This window comes from Clostridium pasteurianum BC1 (assembly GCF_000389635.1).
GTDB classification, from domain to species: Bacteria; Bacillota; Clostridia; order Clostridiales; family Clostridiaceae; genus Clostridium_I; species Clostridium_I pasteurianum_A.
In genome coordinates this window covers 292,243-315,704 of sequence record NC_021182.1, presented here as the reverse complement: position 1 = coordinate 315,704, position 23,462 = coordinate 292,243, and the positions used below count along the sequence as shown (strand labels likewise).

The following is a 23,462-nucleotide window of genomic DNA, read 5'->3' as shown; positions in this document are numbered from 1 at the left end:
AAACAGAATTCTTGGCAGCAGGTGGAGTTTTTGTTTATGACCACTGATGCTTATTAACAGAGTTCTTAGTATCGGTATTTATGATACTTAGAACTCGTTGTCCTTTAGGGTAAGTCGTTATCCAGGGCGTAGCCACTCTTTGCTCCCACTTTGAAACAAATGGGAGTATTAGAGTGGGTAGTCATCGGATAAAATTTTTGTCAAATTGTTATTTTATTAACAATGGTGTTAAACTTTAAACAAAATATTCCCTAACATAAATAATCATTCATATTAGGGAATATTTTTATCTAATTTATTATAAACTATTAATTAATCCACTTTAGACATTTTATAATTTCCTTCTTCATTGAAAACTTCTTTCCAAGCTTTCTCTGCTTCTGGTTTAAACTTTGCTGAAAGATTATCTAATTGTTTCATAAACAACGGATCTTCTATCATTTTAGCAGCACTAGGGTGAGTTGGATATGCTCCTGTTTTCTTAACAATCTCTCTTATCTGATTAGTATTATCTATCATCATACATGGTAATAATAAATTTTTATTATATGGTTGTCTGCTTCTTATCTCTTTAAAATATTCTGTCTTAAAAGCTTCTTTTAAAGGCTTACCCTTCACATTATAAGCTGCAAAATGTGAGAAAATACATGGTTCTACATCCTCATTTGAATTGATATGGCAGTAATATTTACCAGCAATACAACCTCCAACATAAGGTGAATCATTAAAGAAATCTATAGTAAAATAAGGTTTCTCTGTTCTTATTGCTCTTGTTCTCTCTCCAAGTCTTAATCTCTGTTCTGGCGTAAGCATAGCACTGATATCTGGTTTTTCACCAATTGGCATATACATGAAATACCAACTCATTTTTGATCCTTTTTCTATTAACATATCTATAAATTCATCTGAAGTAACTACGTCTAAATTATTTGTGGCAGTTGCTGAAGAAACTCCAAATAGAACTCCTCTTTCCTTTAAAAGCTCCATGCCCTTCATAACTGACTTAAATACGCCTTTGCCTCTTCTTGCATCAGTTTCCTTTTCAAACCCTTCAAGTGAGAACATGGGAATTACGTTACCAAGCTTTTGTAATCTATCAGCCACCTCAGGAGTAAACATTGTACCATTAGTAAATGGTGTAAACATAACATCGTTAAACTTCTCATATACATCTAACATATATTTATTTATAAATGGCTCTCCACCGAGTATTACCATATAATAAATTCCAAGATCTCTTGCTTCACTTATGATTCTTTCTACTTCTTCTCTAGGTATATCATCTTCTTTGCTATAATTACCAGCATAACAACCTGTACATCTTAGATTACATCTCATTGAAGGGCTTAAAAGAATTATAAATGGCACACTACCGCCTTCTTCTTTAAGACTATCTCTTATAGGAGCTCCAAACCATGCAGCGTTTGCAAAGAAATTAACAAAGAATTTCTTTATGCAATTCTTATTTGTAGTTTTCAATATATTTTGTACAAAATCATGTATATGTTGGTTTTCATTATAGTAATCACATACAAAGTCTATTTGAGCCTTCTCATCTGGGTCTTTAATTGTTTTCTTTATTAGAGCAAAAATCCTCTCAACATTTTTCTCAGGATTCTTATCTAAAATATCAACGATAGTATTAACTAACGTATTTTTTAGACCCTTCTCTACTGAATTAATAACACTCATGAAAAATCCTCCTCACAAACTTAATAGTAAATAGAACTCATGTATCCTACAGGCTATTAAAAAGTTGTTAGATTAGATAGTACCATCTCTTCTATAAAACTATTATATTCCTATTCGACATTTTTACAAATCCTATACAACTTCATAATCTTATAAATATGAAATAAATTTCACATAACCTGGTATTACCATTTAAATGCTTCAATTTTCTCTAGCTTTCTTCATATTAATAGTATACTTATAATGATATGCATGAAATGTCAAAATATTAAAATCGATTCAAGGCTCTATTTTATTGGATATAGACAGTTTTTTAAAATTTTTTAGTAGTTTTAAAGAATCTTAAAAATTTTTTTATTAATTATCTAAAATTACACTAGCTAGTTTAAATTCATACCACTATTATACTACTTTTATTGTAAAATAATACATATAAGTAAAAAATAAATATTAATTTTTTTACATAAAATTTTCTAATTGGGTACTTGTTTTTTCATCTGAGTTTAGATGTTTTATATATTTGTTATAACAAAAAGGTATATCCATAGTGCAGTTTTGGATATACCTTACTCTTTTTATTATATATACAGGAACAAATAAAAGATGGCTCCATGTATTTTCATCAAATGTGTATGCTTTAGGCATATGAAAATAAATAGTAAGTCAAAGATGCGACGGATATTTTTAATCATACAAGGAAACGGGTTCCGAGGATAGTGAGCTATCTGAGGGTTCTGTTGACGTAGTAGGATTCAAAATAGACTAGCATACTGACAAGTTATTTATTTGAATATGCTTTACATCAAAATCAGTGTAATAAACAAGGTGAATATCAGGTTCTCATTTAAACATAGGGACATTGTACTTTTAAATTAATATTAGATTCTTCATACTTAAATCCAGCACTTTATATGAATGAGTTATATAACCTGTAGATATATAATCAACTCCAGTTTCAGCTAATGGCCTTATTGTTTCAAGCTCTACATTGCCAGATACCTCAGTGAGAGCTCTTCCATCAATTATACTTAATGCTTCCATTATAGTATCAAGTTTCATATTATCCAGCATTATTATATCTGCTTTAGCTGAAAGAGCTTCTTTTACTTGTTCTAAGCTCTCAGTTTCCACCTCTATTTTCTTAACAAAGGAAACATTTTTTCGAACCATATCAATAGCGTTCTTTATTCCACCAGCAGCATCTATATGATTATCTTTAATAAGTACACCATCACTTAGATTATACCTATGATTTTCTCCTCCGCCAATCTTAACCGCATATCTTTCTAATATCCTGAAATTAGGAGTGGTCTTTCTTGTATCCAACAATTTAGCTTTTGTACCCTGTAATTTTTCTACAAACTTGCTAGTTAAAGTTGCCACCCCACTCATTCTCTGCAAAATATTTAAAGCCACTCTTTCCCCACTGAGTACACTGGAAGTTAGCCCTCTAATTTCACCAATCACTTGTCCATTCTTTATTTTTTCACCATCTATAGCAAAAAACTTTACTGTTGTATCTCCTAAAATTTCAAATACTCGTGTAAATGTGTCTATGCCGCAAAGGACACCATCCTCTTTTGCTATTAGCTGTACCTTACAGCTGTTCCTTACATTTACAATAGAGTTTGTAGTAATATCATCATAAGCACCATCTTCTTTAAGTGCATTAGTTATTATACTATCAATTGTTAATGAGTTCATGTTTTTTTCTCCTAACACTTTTTTAAATTCATTGAGAACACAATCTAAATTTGAATCTATTAATTTATTTACTTCTTCTATGCTAATATCTCTATTTACATCAATTACATTCTTACCAGATATAAATTTATTTATATCTAAGGCCGCCCTTCTAGAAAATACCAGTCCTTCCAAAAGAGAATTGCTAGCAAGTCTATTGGCTCCATGAACCCCAGTACAACTGACTTCTCCACAGGCATATAAATTATTCATTGAAGTCTTAGAATTTAAATCAACCTTTATCCCGCCCATAAAATAATGCTGTACCGGAGTAACAGGTATAGGTTCACAAGTAACATCTATGCCTCTTTTTTTACATTCTTTGTAGATACCCGGAAATCTATTTATTATAAATTCACTTTTCATAAAACTGGCATCTAAATACACAAACTTTGAATTAGTCTTTTTTTCCTCATCCCAAATACTAGCTGCTACTACATCTCTTGGCAAAAGCTCATTTATGAAACGCTGCCTATTAATGTTAAATAGTTTGGCCCCTTCTCCTCTTAAAGATTCTGAAATAAGAAATTTTCTTTCTTCTAAATTATCTTCTTCATACAATGCAGTAGGATGAAATTGTACATATTCCAGATTTCCCACTTCTATATTATTTTTTAAAGCTATGGCTATGCCATCACCAGTAATAGTTCTCCTATTAGTTGAATTGGAAAATAAGCCACCAATACCACCAGATGCTAAAATAACATATTTTGCGTGTATGAAATCAACCTTGTCATCTCTCTTTACTATACCACCGCAGCATTCTCCTTTAAACTTCAATATATCTACTAAAATCGTATCCTCATATATAGTTATGTTATCTCTTTTTTTAACCTGATCTAAAAGAGTTTCAAATACTCTTTTTCCAGTTTCATCTGTAGAATGAACTATTCTATTGATACTATGGGCACCTTCTCTAGTATAATCCAATTCCCCATCCTTATAGTCAAAGTCCATTCCAAATTCCATTAATCTATGAATATTTTCTATGGATTCCTTTGATAAAACCTTTACTGCTTCTATATTATTCTTATTTTTTCCCGCTTTCATTGTATCATTAACGAAAAGATCAATATCATCTATACCTCTTGCACAAGAAATTCCGCCTTGAGCAAGATAAGTATTACATTCTTCAGTTTTAGATTTTGAAATTATAGTTATACTATAGTTTTTATCTATGTTTAAAGCTGAATACATTCCAGATACACCACATCCAACTATTAAAATATCTGTATATATATCCATTTTAATCACTTCCTAAGATAAGCATATTTTCTAAAGCAGCAGCAGCTTTTTCCCTTATTTCTTCATCTATATTTATTTCGTAATAGTTTTCATCAAGACTCCAATATACATTATCCAAAGATGTCTTTTTCATATTTTTACAGGTCATACCTCTTATTGAAAAAAATTCTTTTTTGGGATTTTCTTTTTTAAGCTTATGCAAAACACCTTCTTCAGTAACAATTAAAAATTTATCATGGTCACTTTCTCTAGCATAATTAATTATTCCACTGGTACTTCCGATATAATTCGCTAAATCCCTAACTTCTTTTCTACACTCAGGATGCACTAATACCATAGCTGTACTGCACTGCTCTTTTGCTCTAAAAACATCCTCTGCACTGATTCTGTCATGAACACAACAATGACCATTCCACAAAATAATATTTTTTTCAGGAACATGTTCCTGAATATATGAGCCTAAATTCTTATCTGGAGCAAATATTATTTCATCCGCATCTATATTTTTTACAATCCTTATGGCGTTAGATGAAGTACAACAGACATCTGAAACAGCTTTAGCTTCTACAGAAGAATTCACATAGGTTACCACCTTTGCATTAGGATGTTCCTTTTTCATATCGATAATCTGTTGAGCTGCTGCCATATCCGCCATTGGACAACCTGCTTCCTTAACTGGAAGTAATACCTTTTTATTTGGGGATAAAATTTTAGCACTTTCAGCCATAAATCTTACGCCACAAAATACTATTAAATCGGCATCATTTTCCTTAGCACGTCTGCTTAATTCAAAGGAATCTCCTACAAAATCAGCAGCATCCTGAACTTCTGGCACTTGATAGTAATGTGCTAAAATTATAGCATTTTTACTTTCCTTAAGCTTCCTTATTTCTTCATTTAAATATTCAGACATTATTTACAGTCCTCCGTTCTATATTTACATCTGTATATACACTTATAACTAAATATATCACTATCAATTTGCATTATCAATAATATGTAATGAAAATTTTATTTTCAAATATAATTTTTAATATTTACTTAAAGATGTCTAAAATTTAATTCGCCAAGTAACCCTATAAATATTTAATATTTTTAACTCTCCTGTGATGGAATTAAATATGAAATATCAATATTTATAAAGCTTACTTGGCGAATGTAGATTAGATATTGATCAATATGCTAAAACATAATAAATTTGTATATCTTATCTAGTATCTTTGGATTTATTATTTGTTGCATTATTTTGGCTGCTATTTGGATTGCTATTATTTTTATTGCTACTATTTGGGTTGCTGCCATTCTGGTTACTGTTATTTGAGTTACTATTATTTTGATTATTATTTAAATTATTATTGTTTTGGTTTGTTCCATTATCAGAGCCTTTTTTAGAGTCATTGTTTTGAGTTTTATTGTCTTCAGCTTCATTTTCCTTATTACTTGAATTGTCTTTATCCTTAAGACTTCCATCCCAATTTTTTATTTTCTCATTTACTATATTTTTTATTTGATCGGCTTTTTCCTTGGTCAATTTTTTATCCTTAACCGCCTGATTTATATAATTATTTCTATCTTCTATCATAATTTTTTTTACTTCTGCCTCACTATGACCTTTTTTCTTGGCAACATCAAAGAAACTTTTTCCTGATTTCTTTGCTTCTTCCAATTCATCTTTTGTTATCCCCAACTTTTCCAATACTTTTCCCTTATGATGGTGTTGGTGACTTTCATTTCCTTCATTACCTTCATTAGCTCCATTGTCGGCCTTATTATTTACATTTTCATTTTTAGTAGTATTATTGTTTGTTTGAGGAGAAGCATAAGCTGTTGCACTTATTCCTATTGCCAAGCAAAGAGCCATAGCTGCAATTTTTTTTACACATTTTATCATATCGTTACCTCCTAAAATTTATTACGAGGTTATTATAACCAATATGATTAATTATTAATTAAAAATATTATAAAGTTTTTATTGACAATTTTATCAATATTTACCTGTAATCCTCAACACGGTACAGGGATAAATACAAAAACTCACATATTGTTATCCCAATATCTCAATGTATTTAAGGCATCTTCAAATAACTAACTCGTCAATATGATAGTATATTTGACTTACTATCTATTTTTACATGCCTAATTCATGTTTATTTTTATCTTCCTTATAATTTATTATACTATCAATTATATATATAGGTCTATCTTTAGTCTCATCCATAATTCTCCCCATATATTGTCCCAATATTCCTATACTACCAAGGGTCAATCCAAACATCATTAAATTTATTGCTAATATAAAACCTAAATTTAAAATATTAATTTTTTCAATTAAATCTTTTATAAAACTCCAAAGAGACAAAATTATACCTATGAAAAAACTTATAGCACCTAAATATCCTGAAATTACAAGTGGTTTATAAGAAAATGAAGTTATACCATCCAATGCTAATTTCGTCATTTTCTTTAAAGGATATTTACTCTCTCCTGCAAACCTCTCCTGTCTTACAAACTCTACAAAGGTCTGTTTGTATCCTACCCAACTAACAAGTCCTCTTACATATCTATTTTTTTCTGGTAATAAGGCCAAAGCATTGCATATTTTCCTATCTATAAGTCTAAAATCGCCAGTATCTACAGGAATATCAATAGTAGTCATGCTTTTTAGTACTCTGTAGAAAGCCATTGAAGTAAATTTTTAAAAAAATGTTTTCCCTTCCCTCTTAACTCTTTTACCATATACTACATCATAACCTTCTTTCCACTTTTCAATCATTTTTAAAATTACTTCTGGAGGATCTTGAAGATCAGCATCAATTACTACAATAGCAGATCCTAAAGCTATATTCATTCCTGCTGTTATTGCTGCTTGATGTCCAAAATTTCTTGAAAAATTTACAAGTTTTATCCTATTATCTTCTCTGCATATATCTTCTACTTTAATTCTAGTAGAATCTTTGCTTCCATCATTTACAAATACAATTTCATAATTTTCTTTTGTACAATTCATAACCCAAGTTAACTTTTTATAACTTTCATTAATTACAAGCTCTTCATTATATAAGGGAACCACAACGGAATAAATTATTTTATCTTCCATTTTTATCACCTCACTTTAAATTTTGATTTTACTCAAATCTTAAGGCATCTATTGGATTTAATTTAGATGCTTTATTGGCTGGATATATTCCAAATACCAGACCTACTACTACAGAGAATATAAAGGAACCAAGTACAACATTGTTGGAAATAACAATTGTTGTAGAAAAGAATTTTTCTCCAATAAATGCTCCTAAATACCCAAATAAAACGCCTATCCCTCCACCTACTGCACTTACACTTGCTGCTTCAATTAAAAATTGCAGCAATATGGTGCTTCTTTTAGCTCCAATAGCCTTTCTTGTACCTATTTCTCGTGTTCTCTCTACTACAGAAACAAGCATTATATTCATAATACCTATACCACCTACCACAAGTGATATAGCCGCAACTCCTGCAAGCATGGTAGTCATGCTCTTAGTAGTGGACGTAGCAGTATCCAAAAGACTTGTTTGACTCATAACTCTGTAATAACTATTGGTGGTTGTACTGGTAGAATTTCCAGCAAGACCAAATTTTTTATCTAAGAATAATTGTATATAAGACATTGCTGTATCTACTGTATCCTTACTATCTGCTTCTATATAATAAGTCTTAGCACTGGCAGTCTTTAAAAGTCTTTGTCCTGAGGTTAATGGAACTATTATTCTATCATCACTAGAACCTGAGCTTGAAGTACCTTCTGATTTAAGAACTCCTACTACAGTAAATTCTATACCATTCACATATATACTATTTCCTACTACATTTGTATCTCCAAAAACATTTTCAGCTGTTTCAGTTCCTATTACAGCTACATTAAATCTGTTTGTTATATCTCTTTCAGTTATAAACCTTCCAGAACTTACTGTAAGATTTCTAATTTGTGCATATTCAGGCGTTGATGCCTCTAAAGTTGTAGTACTTGATTTGGTACCTGATTTTACATTTATATTTGATTCAGATATTTGCGGAGCAATTTCTTTAACTCCCGGCTTAGCTTTCAAACTAGATAAATCTTCATCACTGATGGTTATAGACTTTGAACTCATAATATTTGCTGTTATGAGGTTAGTACCTAAACTATCAATCTGGTCACTAACCTCCTTTTGAGTTCCCTGACCTATACCTACAAGTATAATTACTGAAGATATACCAATAATTATACCAAGCATTGTAAGAAAAGAACGCATTTTATTATTCCATACAGAGGATAAGGCTATTTTAACAAGTTTTGTAAATTTCATGCTCCTACCTCCCTCTTATTCAAATTATCTGAAGTTATTTTCCCATCCCGTACTGTGATGATTCTCTTGGCATGAGAAGCTATCTCCATATCATGAGTAATCATTACAATAGTATTACCTTCATCATTTAAATCCGTTAGCATTTTTAGAACTTCTTTTCCCGTTTTACTATCAAGTGCACCTGTAGGCTCATCTGCAAGAATCATCTGAGGATCCGTTACTAATGCCCTAGCTATGGCAACTCTTTGCATTTGCCCTCCAGACAACTCCGAAGGTTTATGTTTTAAATGATTGGACAATCCAACCTTTTCAATTACACCTCTTACCTTTTCCTTTGACTTATTATTTGGGTATCCTAAGTATAATAATGGCAGTTCCACATTCTCCAATATATTTAATTTAGGTAATAAGTTATAGTTCTGAAATATAAATCCTATCTTTTTATTTCTTATTTCAGCTAATTTATTATCATTACAATTAGTATTTATACCATCTAAAACATATTCTCCTCTGCTGGGTTTATCAAGGCATCCTATAATATTCATCAGAGTAGATTTTCCAGCACCTGACGGTCCGACAATGGCGACATATTCTCCTTCTGCAATAGTTAAATTAACATCACTTAAGGCTTTAAAGGTACTGTTTCCCATTTTATATATCTTCTCTATGTTAATCATTTTAATTATATCCTTACCATTTGAAACCTCTGTCATTTATTTTCCCTCCCTTTGGAAATCTTTTATTTATAACCATTTTAACTATTTATTTCTAATTTTTAATATCGATTATTATAAAATAAATACATTAATTTTTTCCGCTGCTGCCACTACTGCTTCTGCCTTGAGAGCTTCCCCCGCTTCCTTGAGGTCCGCCTCCCATACCGCCATTCATTCCCTGTCCCATACCACCAAAGCCGTTATTTCTATTGCTATTAGTAGTAGTTGATTGTGGCAGCTGAACTAAAATTTTATCTCCTTCTTTAACTCCCTCTGTTACTTCTATATAATTTTCAGTTTCTAATCCCGTTTTTATAGCCACTAATTTACCACCGCTATTTGAAAAAGATGAACTATTTCCATTTCCGCTATTACTACCTTGACTTCCAGTGCTGGAGCTCTGTCCCTGATTATTCCCACTCTGTGCACTAGTGCTCTTTTCACTTCCATTTGTGGCAGCTGAATTTGAACTTCCACTATTATTACTACTGCTTGATAAATCACTGGTATCTGCTACTCTTACATACTTCTGACCATTAGTTTCAACTAATGCCTCTGCCGGAATTACTAAAGCATTTTCTTTACTCTGTACAGCAATAGTTGCAGTACCATTCATACCAAGCTTTATATTTGAATCAGGATTACTTATAGTGACCACTACATTATAGGTAGTTACACTGTTTGAAGTTGTACCCGTTTGAGCTATTGATGCCACTGTGCCATTATAGGTTTTATCGGAAATAGCATCAAATTTTATAGTAGCTTTTTGATTTAGAGCTATCTTATTTATATCAAGCTCATCTACAGATACATTAATATTTAATGAACTCATATTCTGTATTGTAAGTACACTTTTTCCAGCTTGTACCGTATCTCCATTTACATTATTTACTGCAGTTACAAGTCCACCTATAGGTGCAGTAACTGTTATACTATTTAAGGCAGTTTGTGCCGTAGTTAATTGATCTTCAGCATCACTTACAGATATTTTATCCTGAGCTACTTTATTTGCATCCACTTTATCTGCACTTTCATCTGTTGACAATGAAAGCTGAGCCTTTGTCAAATTATTTTGTGCTGTAGTCACAGCTTTAGTAAGGTCACTGCTGCTAGCCGTAAATAAAGTCTGACCTGCTTTAACGGTATCCCCTGTTTTTACAGTTAACCCCGATAAGGTTCCGTTATTATTTGGTGTAACATCTTTTGTGGAACCTGAGTAAACAGAACCTGTTCCCTGAACTGTTTTACTTAAATTCATCTTGGTAACCGAAGCACTATAGTATCTTGTAGAAGTAGTTGTAGTTTTCTTTCCGAAATAATTTTTATATCCAAAATATCCACCTGTGCCAAGCATAGCAACTACAACACATGCAATAATAGCTTTAATTAACTTACTTTTCATTCTTATCCCTCCAACAATTTCATATTATCAATTTTTATATTTACTTTTTTAATCTATTTCTTTATCTGGAATTAATTATAGTTATGAATTGCTGCACCAATATCAAATAATTGTGTGAAATTTGTGTGATTGTTGGAAATAAAAAAATACTATCATCCTTTTAGCACTGATAGTATCTTTATAAAATTATATTTATGATTACCGCAGGAAGCTGTAAACTAATTTCCACTATACCCTCTATAGTAGTTTCAATGTGAAATCTTAGCTATATATAGTATATATCTTTTATTAAATATACTTTTTGTAAAATAATCATATTTATTATCTTACAAAAAAATATAGCTCCTCACTAAAGTGAGAAGCTATTTATTATTTAACTAAGCTCTTAAATGTCTAAAAGAATTAAATAATCTTGAACAGGTATCTTTTAAATTTATCTTCTTTTTATAAATTACCATAACAGCTGATCCCATAGCAATTAATAATACTCCCAATGCAATAAGAACATTTTGATCTACAAACTGTCCAGTCTTTGGAAGAGTAGTTGCTACTGAGGTAGTTGTTGGTGTAGTACTTGTTGAAGTTCCATTAGATGTTGCTGAAGAATTTGAGTCTGAATTATTACCTGCTGCTGATCCATTTGAAGTTGATTGTTGAAGTTTTGCAACATCCTTTTTAGCTGAGTCTAATTTACTATAATTTGTTACTAAAGCTTTTTGTGCAGGTGTAAGTGCATTGTATGCAGCATCTGCATCTGAAACTTTTTTATTTGCATCTAAAACTATATTATCAGGGATTGCATTTATCGCTGCAATAACAGCATCTGCTGCTTGCTTATCAGCCTGTTGTTTTGCTGCTGCCTGAAGCTGAGCAATTTTGCTTTCATCAGCAGTTAATTTATCTAAATTAGTTGTAAATTTCTGCTGACTAGCATCTAATGCATTGTAAGCATTACGAGCTGCTTGAACTTTATCTGCATCGTTCAATGAAATAGAATCTGCATTTGGTAAGTTGTTTATTTGATCATTAACATTTACAGCTGCCTGCTGAGGTGCTGTTGATTTAACAATTGTGTAATTATCTGTTATTGTCATATTATCAGCTCTATAAGTTGTAATTGTAAAGCTGTCACTTGTTACAGAAACACGTGAGAAGGTTGGAGTATTAAGCTGTTCTTTTTTAGCTTCATAGTAATTATTATTTGGATCCTGTAATTTATAGTACTTGCTTCCGCTGGCAGAGTTAGCTGTCATATAAAGAGTACCTGCTGGATCTATAACTCTTCCCTCCGCATCTACATTAACTTTCTGAGCCTGTCCACCTTTCATTTGATAAGTTCTTGTATATTCGTGATCATGCCCATCTAAGACTACATCTATGCCAAGTGAATCAATAATTGGTGGTAAATCTCCTCTTCTTTGTATGATATCAGCATCTGTTTCATGATTTGCAGAACTATAAATTGAATGATGCATAAGTACTATTTTCCAAGTTGCATTTGGATTTTTAGCAATGGCATCTTTCATAAATTGCTCATGTTCAGCTTCATTCATATCATTACTATTTAAAGCCATAAACAATGTGTTACCATAAGTGAAATAATAATCTGCTCCTGAAGTAGGCTGTGATGCAAAATTACCATATTGTGTTGACATATTTGGAGCATCAAAATGAGTTGTATGGCCTGCTCCATAGGTTTCATGATTTCCGGCAATTGCTGCAATAGGGATATTCTTAAGCTGGTCTGGTGCAAAATATCCACTGTACTCTAATTCGTTGCTTTGTCCATTAAGTTCTCCACCATTGTTTATCTGGTCACCAATTGAAACCATAAAATTAGTGCTAGGGAATTGCTTAGTAGCTTTATTCATAGTATCTACCCAACCAGCAGTATCTTTGGCTATATCGCCGCCTGCACCAATCTGTGGATCACCCATATAGAAGAAGCTATATTGACTGGTTTGATAAGTATTGTAATTATACACTGGACTCCAATTTGTTCCATCACCTAAACGATATACGTATTGAGTGGATTCAGCAAAACCATTAGTATTTACCTTATAGGAAGTAAAACCGTTATTTCCTAATGAAGTAGTTCCTGTGAATACACGTGCTTTATCAGCCGGAAAGCTTGTACCATTATAATCAGATTTTAATGCAACCTGAACTGTTGCAGTACCTTTGCTATTTAGTGAATACCATGTTAAATTTAAGTCTGTAGGATTTGAACCTACTGAAAGTGATATATCAGTAAAATTACTTGTGCTGTCAACAGCTTCAGCTGTTAATGTATTATTTCCTGTTGAATTGGTAGCTGCAATTCCACTTGTTACTAAAGAACCAGAAAGTGTTACCGTAAGCATTACAACTAATGCGGCTAATTTCTTATGACCTATCATTCTTTAATCTACCCCTCTGCTTTAATATTTTATAATCTTTAAGTCTTTACTTAAAGGGTCCATTTCCACTCGTATCTATACTTATATATCATCTCCAAACTTATCCAAATTGCTTTATACAAATCTTATGTTAACATTTAATCCCAGGTTTTTCTTTATGCCTATGTAAAATTTCTAGACTTATGTAAATTTCATGTAAAATTGTTATAACAATTATTTTAATATTATCTATTTTTAACCTATTTTTTACACAAACTTTACTATTTTGTATCTTTACTGCCTTATAATATTAGTAAGTTATTATTAAATAATAGCTTTATCTATCATTTTTTGTAATTGTGAACTATTTATGGAAGTATCTTTGTTATCTCCTGCTTAATAAAAACAGGCAAAGCAAAATTTATTTTGTTTTCATCGTGTTTCTCTTTAATACAATGGCAATGTTTCAATAGATAGCTCTTAGATAAATATAATATTTAATTACAAAATATAATTCATGAGTTTTTTAAGATAAAAAATTAGGAAACCATATATTTGGAGGAAATTTATGTATAACCATTCAAAGCTTTCAAAAATTATAATTTCTTTAATATCTATAAGTGCTTTTTTTATATTTTTGTATTTTTTTAATGTTAGTCATCCAATAGTTTTTAAGCCAAATGGAGACACAACAAACGTAAATTACGAAAAGGCAGAAGTGCTGGATGTACAAAATAATAATCTACAAAAGAGTATAACTATGAAGGGATTATATTTTGGAAGCCAGGAAATAAAAGCAAAAATACTTACTGGAAAGCATAAGGGTGACATAACTAATGTATCAAATTATTTAAGTGATACTCATAATGTATTTTTAAAAAAAGGCATGAAGTTCATAGCAAATATCAACTCCGTTAATAAAAATACTTATAATGCTACAGTGTATAGCTATTATAGAGCTCCAATTCAATATGCCTTTATTTTTATTTTTTTCTTGGCATTAGGTATAATAGGTGGAAGAAAGGGAGTAAAATCTGTTCTGGGTCTTGTATTTACTTTCATATGCATTATATTTTTATTCCTTCCAATGATATATAGTGGATACTCCCCTATATATGCTTCAATTTTAATAGTAATTATCACCACTTGCATTACCTTATTTTTACTAGACGGTTGGAGCAATAAAGCTATTTCTGCTATATTAGGTACCATATCTGGGGTTATAATTGCTGCCATAATAGCAGTTATTTTTGGAGCCTTAGCACATTTAAGTGGAATAAACTCCAATGATGTGGAAACACTAAACATGATTTCCACTAAATCTGGTATGCAGGTACAGGGACTGCTTTTAGCAAGTATTCTCATTGCTTCCCTGGGAGCTGTTTTAGACCTGAGTATGTCTATTGCCTCTGCTGTTCAGGAAATATACTCATCAAACCCAAAACTTAGTACAAAGGAATTATTTCGTTCTGGTATGAATGTTGGTAAAGATATGATGGGAACTATGGCAAATACTCTTATTTTGGCCTTTGTAGGTTCTTCATTAAACATGATAATGGTTATATACTCTTATAATGTTTCCTTTACACAATTAATGAATATGGACATGGTAAGTATAGAAATTATCCAGGGTCTAACAGGCAGTTTTGCTATAATCTTTACAGTACCTATAATAGCCTTTATTTCCTCAAAAATAATTCCATCTTCATTGCTGGAAACTAAAAATGCAACTATTCAGGATAAGCTTAATAACGGCACGGCACAAGCTGATATAAAATCTCTTGAAAATTAAATAATGAATTATACATAATGATTTTTATGAAGTGTTTTTAATATTTCATACAAGGCATATGAAAATAAATAGTAAGTCAAAGATGCGACGTATATTTTGAATGATACAAGGAAATAGGTTCCTCAGATAGTGAGCTATCTGAGGGTTCTGTTGACGCAGTAGCATTCAAAATAGACTAGCATACTGACTAGTTATTTATCTGAATGCTCCTAAAATAGAGCTTAACCTCAAAATTCATTTTCTAGTGTTAAACTCTATTTCTATAAAAAAATTAAGCCTTATGAAAAATTTGCTGAATTGCTTTTGAAATAAATGTAAATATTTGAGAGCCCACTATTAAAGTCTTGTTTTAGAAAGTTCAGCCTTTATATCAATTATCCTTTTATTTAAAATAGGATGAACTAAATATGGAGCTATATCACATAAAGGTTCTATGACAAATAGCCTTTCTGGCATTCTCGGATGTGGTATTATGTAATCCTCTTCTGAAGTAACTAAATTATCATACAGGAGGATATCTAAATCTATGGTTCTAGGTCCCCAATGTATTATCCTCTCTCTTTTTAAGATTTTTTCAAAATTAAGCAAAGCTGTCATAAACTCTTCTGGAGATAAGATAGTTTTCACTTCTATAGCACAATTTAAAAAATCATCCTGATCTAAATATCCTACAGGTTTAGTAATATAAAACTTTGAAATTTTCGTCACTTTGCTTTTTGAACTATCCTCTATTAATTTGATAGCAGCTTTAAGGTTTTCTTCCTTATCACCCATATTGGATCCCATACCTACGTATACTGTATGCCAGGCCCTTTCTATTTCTACTGCTGCATATTCAACATGCTTACCTATGGGTGCCCAAGGCTTTTTCAATAATAGCTTTACTGATTTTACCCTTTCATACTCCAAAAGAATAAACTCAGCTATTTTTTCTGCTGCTGTTTCAATTAAATCATATTTTTCCTTTGTAAATTCTTTTTCTATTTTAAGGCAGAGCTCTCCATAATTTACGGTTTCCTTTAAATCACCAGTAACCCCAGCTTTTCTCAAATCCATACCAAATTCTATAGATAATATAAATTTTTGCCCTAGATTTTTTTCTTCGTTAAATACTCCATGATTTGCAAATATCTCAAAGTCTTTTATAAATATTTTATCCAATTTACTATCTCCTAACTATAGCATCCGCCATAACACAGGCTCTTTTGTTTTCCAAAACATCATGAACCCTTACAAAATCACAGCCTTTCATTATCCCTATTACAGAAGTTGCAACTGTTCCCTCTACTCTTTCTTCTACTGGCAAATTAAGAGCAGTCCCTATAACAGATTTTCTTGAAGTACCAAGTAATATAGGATAGTTAAGCTCCTTTAATTTTTCTAAATTATTCATTAACATAAGATTTTGATCATAGCTTTTTGCAAAGCCTATTCCCGGATCAATTATTATATTTTCACTCTTTACTCCAGCTTGTAGTGCTATATCTATAGATTCTTTTAGGTCTTTCAATACATCTCTTATAAAATCACCATACACCTTGTTTTCCCTATTATGCATAATGCAGCAAGGCACCTGATATTTTGCAGCTACCTCTGGCATATATGGATCTTTTTTAAATCCCCATACATCATTTATAAGATTAGCCCCCGCCTTTATAGCAAGCTCTGCAACTCTTCCCTTATAGGTATCAATAGATATTGGAACCTCTATTTCCTTTGATAGTACTTCTATTACAGAAACAACTCTTGTGATTTCTTCATCTTCATCTACTGGAATATGATTTGGCCTTGTGGACTCTCCCCCTATATCAATTATATCAGCTCCAGCCTCAATCATTTCTTTTGCATGTTTTACAGCATTTTCTATATGATTAAATCTCCCTCCATCGGAGAAAGAATCAGGTGTTACGTTTAAAATTCCCATTACAAAGGTTTTTTTACCTATGTCAAAATTTTTATTTCCTATTTTCATCATTTACTGCTACTCCTTCATAATCTTTTTAATATATTATATCCAGATTTTTCTTATCTTCACTCCAATTACACTGCTTGAAAGCATCACAATCATAACATTTTCTAGAAAGCTTATCACCAGCATATAATAAAAAACCAAGTTCTGAATTTTTATCTTTTTCTCTGTGCTCCCTTATAGCCCCTGTTATTAAATCTATTTCCCCATCTGTAAAATCAGATGTCTGTAAAATCTCTACAGCTAATTGAGAGCTTGCCTCATCATGCGGAATATCATGTTCATATTGCTGCCACCTTCCAATATCATGAAGCAAAGCTGCGGCATAAATAATATCCTTTTTAATATTTATATCTCTTTCCAGAGATATTATATAAGCAATTCTAGCCACATCTAAAAAATGCTGAAGATCATGAAGGCAAAAATATCTATCTTTTTCACAGTTCCTATTTTTCTCTAAATATTTTTTATAAACTTCATTATGAAATATTAAATTAATCCTATCAACTTTATCCATAAAAACTGCTCCTTAAAATCAATTATAAGCCTCTCCCATTAATAAGCGAAATTGCTTCCATTCTAATTTGAGAATCAGTTTTCATTAAGCCTCTTAAAGCTGAGGTAACAGTTTTTGAACCTGGTTTTCTAATTCCGCGCATAGTCATACATAAATGCTCCGCTTCAATCACCACTGCAATGCCTTTGGAATTTACAGCCTCCAAAATAACATCTGCAATTTCATTGCATAATCTTTCCTGAAGTTGAGGTTTTTTGGCCACAGTATCTACAATTCTAGCCAATTTACTTAATCCTAAAACCTCATTTCCACCAGGTATATATACAACATGTGCTACTCCTATAAAAGGTAATAAATGATGTTCACACATAGAATATACTGGTATGTCCTTAACTATTATCATACCATTGTCGTGCTCTTCATGAAATTTTTTAACATCATCCAATGGATTTTTATGAAGTCCTGCAAATATTTCTTCATACATTTCCGCTACCCTTTTTGGAGTTTCAATAAGTCCCTCTCTATCAGGGTCTTCACCTATTCCTATTAAAATTTCTCTTACAGCCTTCTCAATTCTATCTTTATCCATCATTGTATTTTCTCCATTCTCTATATTAGGCATATTCAAAAAATAACTAAGTAATTATACTAGCATCTTTTACTTGTTATTTATTTTCAGATGCCCTAAGTTAAAATAATATTCTTTATGCTAACAATAATCTTTATCTTTTTAATAATTAATCTGTAAAAACTGCAATTATAAAATAATCAATTAATCTATAAATAAGCATCAATTTTTGTCATTGTAAAAACACTGTTAGCTTTAACTCTATAATAGCATAAACTATTTTTATTTTACCATTCACGGAGAATAAAATACACCTGATATTTTTATTTATTTACTTTCTAAGAATATTAAAAATAACTACTGAAGTCTCTGTCCCCTAATAAGACTTTATCTGATGACTAGCCGCTGTAACACTCCCACCGCACTCTGTGAAAGCGATTCACACAAAATCGAAGATTTTGGTTCTCTGCTTTTCTTTAAATGGGAGATAACAGCGGCACGTCCCTAGATAATTCATCTAAACTGAGTGGGAGAAACAAACTCCCACTCAGTAAGATTCATTGATAATTAAGCTATAGGTGCTTTAATTATAAAACTTACTCCTCTATCCCTATTTACAGCCTCTATCTCTCCATTATAAAAATCTATAATTTTTTTGGATATAGCCAAACCAAGACCAAAGTTTCCCGTTTTATCCTTATAATGATTATCGAAAATATGATTTATATGCTTCTCCTCTATATTGGGACCATCATTATACATTTCTAACACTACAGAAGAATTTTCTTCCTTTAAGATTACTGAAATTTTTTCCTTTGCATATCTAAGAGAATTTTCAAGTATATTTTCAACAGATACCTGAATTTTATCTGAATTTCCCATAATAAAGCAATCTTCCATATCCAGATCCCAATAAATTTTACTATTGACCACTTCAAATCTATTTATTATATATAAAAGCAGTTGACGTAAATTGATTTTGCTAACCTGGCTATTATTTTCTAGAACATAATCCAAAGTATTTAAATATAACAATTGTTTAATCTTTTTTTCAAGATTTACAGCTTCATCTCTTATTATACCAGCAGTTTTTTCTATAGAATCTATATATATACCGTCAATTATGGCCTCTGCATGGCTCATAATTACCATAACCGGTGTTTTTAAATCATGAGAAATACTCTGTAAAAACATCTTTTCTTCTTCATCTGCACGTTTTAATTCTGTTCTCATAAGATTCATTGAATTTGCAAGTCTTCCAATTTCATCTTCATTTTTAATCTGTATAGGTTCTTTCCAATCTTTATGGGCTATTCTTACGGTATAATCCTCAAGTACCTTAAGTGGTTTTGCAATATGACTTGCAACTAATTTTGCTGCTATAAATCCAAAGACTATAAACATGATTCCAATGCCTATAACCATATACAATAATGTATTATCCTCCATTGCCGGCATATAGGATATTAAATAGGATTTTCCATTAGTTCCATCAATATTATTTACAGAGCTGATTATGAAAAGAAACTTTCTTCCATGATATGATTCCTTAAATTCATTCTCACTGATATTGTTATTCTCAATAAAACCAACCATCCACTTTTGTAAAGCATCCTGTGTAATACCAGAATTTGGAGGAAAACCCATATTGGGCTGACCTGGTGGTCCTCCTCTCTTATTGAAATCCTGTATATTGATTATATTGCTGCTATTTATATTTACAATAAAATGACTACTTCCATGAAGATTTCTAACATCATCGAAGCCTTTTAACTGGTTAAAATTATTTTCCTTAAAAGTATCATGAGAAGCTTTCAATAACTGAAGATTGTATTTTTCATTAGTACTCCTAAAAACCACCAAGTAAATAATTGAAATACTTAATATTATTATTAAAATTATAGCGGTAAAAGTAACCCATATCCTCATGGTTAAAGATTTAAATTTTACTTTTTTTAATTTTATCATCTTATCACCATCTTATATCCATATCCATATACAGTTTCAATCGTAAGTTCACTTACTTTTTTGCGCAGTCTTCTGATAGTGTCATCTACCACTCTATCAGATCCAAAATAATCATTACCCCAAACACTAATTAAAATTTGTTCTCGTGCTAATAAATTATTTTTATTATCTATAAGATAATTCAATAGTTCAAATTCTTTATTTGTAAGCTGAATTTCATTATCCTCAAAAAATACTGTCCTTTGACTTTTACTTATTTTATATCCATTAATATTCAATGAAGATTCTTCTTTATTCTTTATCTCCTCTCCATAAATTCTCTCTAAAAGCTTATTAGTTCTGATAACAAGTTCTCTTGGGAGAAATGGTTTTGATAAATAATCGTCACTTCCCAGTTCCAATCCCACTACCCTATCAAGTTCTTCATTCCTGGCTGACATAAATATTACAGGTGTATTTTTATTATTTTGCTTAACAGCTTTAATTATATCGTACCCATCAATGTCTGGCAGCATTATATCAAGAATCCAAAGATCAGGCATATCTTTTATTTTCTCAAGAGCAGACTCCCCATTTGAAAAAGTAGTTACTTCATAGCCCTCCCTTTGAAGGTATTTTTCTAATAAAATATTTAAACTCATTTCATCTTCTACAAGGTATATCCTTTTTGGCAAATTTATCACCTCTATATGGCAGCATTAATGTATAAAATGCCTTTTTATTTTAGGCACATTCAAATAAATAACTAGTCAGTATGCTAATCACTTTTTATTTTCATATGCCTTATTATAACTTTACCATACAATTTTAAAAACATTATAAATATAATGTGTGAAAAATATGTGATTTATAAAAATAATTTTCCTTAATTAAATAAGATTAATTTTAATAGTATTTCACGAAAAAACTACTTCCACAAGCCCTGTTATTTTTAGGCTCTCCAGAGGAATTCTATTTATTATTTTAGCTTCAATTTAGCCAGTGCCTCTGCTAAAGCTGAATTAATAGGTTCATCATTTTCTTTTTTCTGATCCTTAAGATATCTTGATACATCTTTTTTAGAAAGTTTTGTATTATCCTTTTTCTTTCTCTCATTAAAGGCAGAAAGCTTTTCTCTATAACCACAGCTGCATACAAATATCTGCCCATCTCCCTCTCCACGCATTTCAAGCTTTTTATGGCAATTTGGACATCTTGCATTTGTAATCTTTGCTATGCCTTTTCTATATCCACATTCTCTATCCTGACAAACCAGCATCTTTCCCTTTTTACCATTAACCTCTAACATATATTTACCGCATTGAGGACATTTTACTCTTGTCATATTGTCATGTTTAAATTTTTCTTCACTGTTCTTGATTTCATTTACAACTTCCTTAGCATAAGTTTTCATTTCATTAATAAAGATATTTTTATTCAAGGAACCCTTTGAAATGGAACTAAGCTTTTGCTCCCACTTTGCTGTAAGAGTAGGTGATTTCAGGCCTTCTGGAACAAGCTCTAAAAGCTGTTTTCCCTTAGAGGTTACATGAATATCCTTTCCCTTCTTTTCTATGAGAAAAGTATTAAATAATTTTTCTATAATATCCGCTCTTGTGGCTACGGTACCAAGTCCACCTGTTTCTCCTATGGTTTTTATTAAATCCTTGCTCTCATTATTCATGTATTTTGCCGGATTCTCCATAGCTGAAAGCAGTGTTCCTTCATTGAATAGTGCTGGTGGTTTAGTTTGGCCTTTAGTATCAAGAACCTTACTAACCTTTAATACATCCCCCTTATTTATATTAGGTAGTATTTGCTCTGAAATATCATCTTCAGAATGTTCCTCATGGAAATTATTTTCATATACTTCTTTAAAGCCTTGAGATTTAACAATCTTGCCCTTTGCAATAAACAATTCCTCTCCAATCTTTGCTTTTATTGTAGTCTGCTCATATTCAAAGGGAGGATAAAGTACAGCTAAAAATCTCTTAACCACTAAATCATATATTTTTCTCTCCTTATCACTTAAAGAGCTTAAAGTAACTGCCTGTTCTGTTGGAATAATAGCATGATGATCTGAAACCTTGCCGTTATCTACAAAGTGTTTATTTGCCTTTATTGGATTTTTTAACACCCTAACAGTTAGTCTTGAATATGGACCCACACTGCAAGCTCTAACTCTATCCTTTAGAGTATCCACTACATCAGAAGAAATATATCTTGAATCTGTTCTTGGGTAGGTTAATACCTTATGACTTTCATACAATCTTTGCATTAGAGAAAGAGTTTCCTTTGCAGAGTATCCAAACATTCTATTTGCATCTCTTTGAAGCTCTGTTAAGTCATATAACTGTGGTGAATAATTTTTCTTATATGCCTTATCTACCTCTATAATCTGAGCATCTTTATTTCTAATAGAAACAAGTATCTTATCAATTTTTTCTTTATCAAAAGTTCTAAAGCCTTTACTATTATTATCTTGCCAAGACAGCTTAAGATTATTTGCTTCAGCAATTATCCCATAAAAATCCTTTGGTTTAAAGTTCCTTATTTCCTCTTCTCTCTTTGCAATTATGGCAACAGTAGGTGTCTGAACTCTCCCACAGGAAAGCTGTGCATTAAATTTACAGGTTAAAGCACGAGTTGCATTAATGCCTACAAACCAGTCAGCTTCTGAACGAGCCACAGCTGAAGCATAAAGATTTTCATATTCTCTGGCATTCTTTAATTTGTCAAAGCCATCTCTTATGGCCTTATCTGTAACAGAAGAAATCCATAGACGTTTCAATGATTTTTTTATGTGAGACTTTTCTATTATCCATCTGGCAACAAGTTCCCCTTCACGACCAGCATCTGTAGCTATGACAATTTCATCTACATCCTTTCTGCTCATCTGTGTCTTAACTGCATTAAATTGTTTTCCACTTTGCTTTATAACCACAAGCTTTAATTTTTCTGGCATCATTGGAAGATCTTCAATTCTCCAGGCTTTGTATCTTTCATCATAAGCCTCAGGGTCAGCTAAAGTAACTAAATGACCAAGAGCCCAGGTTACAATATATTTGCTTCCTTCTATAAATCCATTTCCTTTATTATTACAATTTAAAACTCTTGCTATATCTCTACCTACAGAAGGTTTTTCTGCTAATACTAATATTTTACTCATTC

At 31.3% G+C, this 23,462-nt stretch carries 16 protein-coding genes and 2 pseudogenes; 1 reads left to right on the top strand and 17 read right to left on the bottom strand.

Going from position 1 to position 23,462, the window contains the following annotated elements:
• Positions 1-312 precede the first annotated feature (312 nt).
• The 10 genes and pseudogenes from CLOPA_RS01460 to CLOPA_RS01420 form a co-directional block, all read right to left on the bottom strand.
• Complete coding sequence (locus CLOPA_RS01460; protein WP_015613689.1) at positions 313-1,692, bottom strand: radical SAM protein; 1,380 nt, start codon at positions 1,690-1,692, stop codon at positions 313-315.
• Between the two features lie 867 nt (positions 1,693-2,559).
• Positions 2,560-3,396 carry a carboxylating nicotinate-nucleotide diphosphorylase gene (gene nadC, locus CLOPA_RS25745; protein WP_207637894.1) on the bottom strand — a complete coding sequence of 279 codons (837 nt, stop codon included), beginning with the start codon at positions 3,394-3,396 and terminating at the stop codon, positions 2,560-2,562.
• Positions 3,379-4,680, bottom strand: a pseudogene (locus tag CLOPA_RS25740) (L-aspartate oxidase); the annotation flags it as partial. The gene nadC and the pseudogene CLOPA_RS25740, both read right to left, overlap by 18 nt.
• Position 4,681: 1 nt before the next feature.
• Positions 4,682-5,593 (bottom strand): quinolinate synthase NadA, encoded by a 912-nt coding sequence (gene nadA, locus CLOPA_RS01450; RefSeq protein WP_015613687.1) that lies wholly within the window; start codon positions 5,591-5,593, stop codon positions 4,682-4,684.
• 294 nt (positions 5,594-5,887) lie between these two features.
• Positions 5,888-6,571 (bottom strand): hypothetical protein, encoded by a 684-nt coding sequence (locus CLOPA_RS01445; protein WP_015613686.1) that lies wholly within the window; start codon positions 6,569-6,571, stop codon positions 5,888-5,890.
• A 237-nt stretch (positions 6,572-6,808) separates the two neighbouring features.
• Positions 6,809-7,777, bottom strand: a pseudogene (locus CLOPA_RS01440) (glycosyltransferase family 2 protein).
• Positions 7,778-7,805: 28 nt separating this feature from the next.
• Positions 7,806-9,002 (bottom strand): ABC transporter permease, encoded by a 1,197-nt coding sequence (locus tag CLOPA_RS01435; protein ID WP_015613685.1) that lies wholly within the window; start codon positions 9,000-9,002, stop codon positions 7,806-7,808.
• Positions 8,999-9,715 carry an ABC transporter ATP-binding protein gene (locus CLOPA_RS01430; protein ID WP_015613684.1) on the bottom strand — a complete coding sequence of 239 codons (717 nt, stop codon included), beginning with the start codon at positions 9,713-9,715 and terminating at the stop codon, positions 8,999-9,001. The genes CLOPA_RS01435 and CLOPA_RS01430 overlap by 4 nt, the downstream gene beginning before the upstream one ends.
• 91 nt (positions 9,716-9,806) lie before the next feature.
• The gene (locus CLOPA_RS01425) at positions 9,807-11,120 is read right to left on the bottom strand and encodes an efflux RND transporter periplasmic adaptor subunit (protein WP_015613683.1); all 1,314 of its coding nucleotides are present in this window, start codon (positions 11,118-11,120) and stop codon (positions 9,807-9,809) included.
• A gap of 377 nt (positions 11,121-11,497) precedes the next feature.
• Complete coding sequence (locus tag CLOPA_RS01420; RefSeq protein ID WP_015613682.1) at positions 11,498-13,519, bottom strand: purple acid phosphatase family protein; 2,022 nt, start codon at positions 13,517-13,519, stop codon at positions 11,498-11,500.
• Positions 13,520-14,066: 547 nt separating this feature from the next.
• Between CLOPA_RS01420 and CLOPA_RS01415 the strand changes: the two genes are divergently transcribed.
• Positions 14,067-15,290, top strand: a complete 1,224-nt coding sequence (locus CLOPA_RS01415) for a YibE/F family protein (protein WP_015613681.1) — start codon at positions 14,067-14,069, stop codon at positions 15,288-15,290.
• Between the two features lie 336 nt (positions 15,291-15,626).
• Here CLOPA_RS01415 and folK read toward each other — a convergent pair whose 3' ends face one another.
• The 7 genes from folK to CLOPA_RS01380 form a co-directional block, all read right to left on the bottom strand.
• Positions 15,627-16,451 carry a 2-amino-4-hydroxy-6-hydroxymethyldihydropteridine diphosphokinase gene (gene folK, locus CLOPA_RS01410; RefSeq protein ID WP_015613680.1) on the bottom strand — a complete coding sequence of 275 codons (825 nt, stop codon included), beginning with the start codon at positions 16,449-16,451 and terminating at the stop codon, positions 15,627-15,629.
• 4 nt (positions 16,452-16,455) lie between these two features.
• Positions 16,456-17,262, bottom strand: a complete 807-nt coding sequence (folP, locus tag CLOPA_RS01405; RefSeq protein ID WP_041711107.1) for a dihydropteroate synthase — start codon at positions 17,260-17,262, stop codon at positions 16,456-16,458.
• Positions 17,263-17,290: 28 nt separating this feature from the next.
• Positions 17,291-17,776, bottom strand: a complete 486-nt coding sequence (locus CLOPA_RS01400) for an HD domain-containing protein (RefSeq protein WP_015613678.1) — start codon at positions 17,774-17,776, stop codon at positions 17,291-17,293.
• Positions 17,777-17,798: 22 nt separating this feature from the next.
• The gene (gene folE, locus CLOPA_RS01395; RefSeq protein ID WP_015613677.1) at positions 17,799-18,368 is read right to left on the bottom strand and encodes a GTP cyclohydrolase I FolE; all 570 of its coding nucleotides are present in this window, start codon (positions 18,366-18,368) and stop codon (positions 17,799-17,801) included.
• Between the two features lie 543 nt (positions 18,369-18,911).
• A complete protein-coding gene (locus tag CLOPA_RS01390; RefSeq protein WP_015613676.1) occupies positions 18,912-20,312 on the bottom strand; it encodes a sensor histidine kinase in 1,401 nt (466 codons plus the stop codon).
• The gene (locus tag CLOPA_RS01385; protein ID WP_015613675.1) at positions 20,309-20,986 is read right to left on the bottom strand and encodes a response regulator transcription factor; all 678 of its coding nucleotides are present in this window, start codon (positions 20,984-20,986) and stop codon (positions 20,309-20,311) included. The genes CLOPA_RS01390 and CLOPA_RS01385 overlap by 4 nt, the downstream gene beginning before the upstream one ends.
• Before the next feature lie 284 nt (positions 20,987-21,270).
• Positions 21,271-23,460: a DNA topoisomerase III gene (locus CLOPA_RS01380; protein WP_015613674.1), complete on the bottom strand. Its 2,190-nt coding sequence runs from the start codon at positions 23,458-23,460 to the stop codon at positions 21,271-21,273.
• Positions 23,461-23,462: the final 2 nt, after the last annotated feature.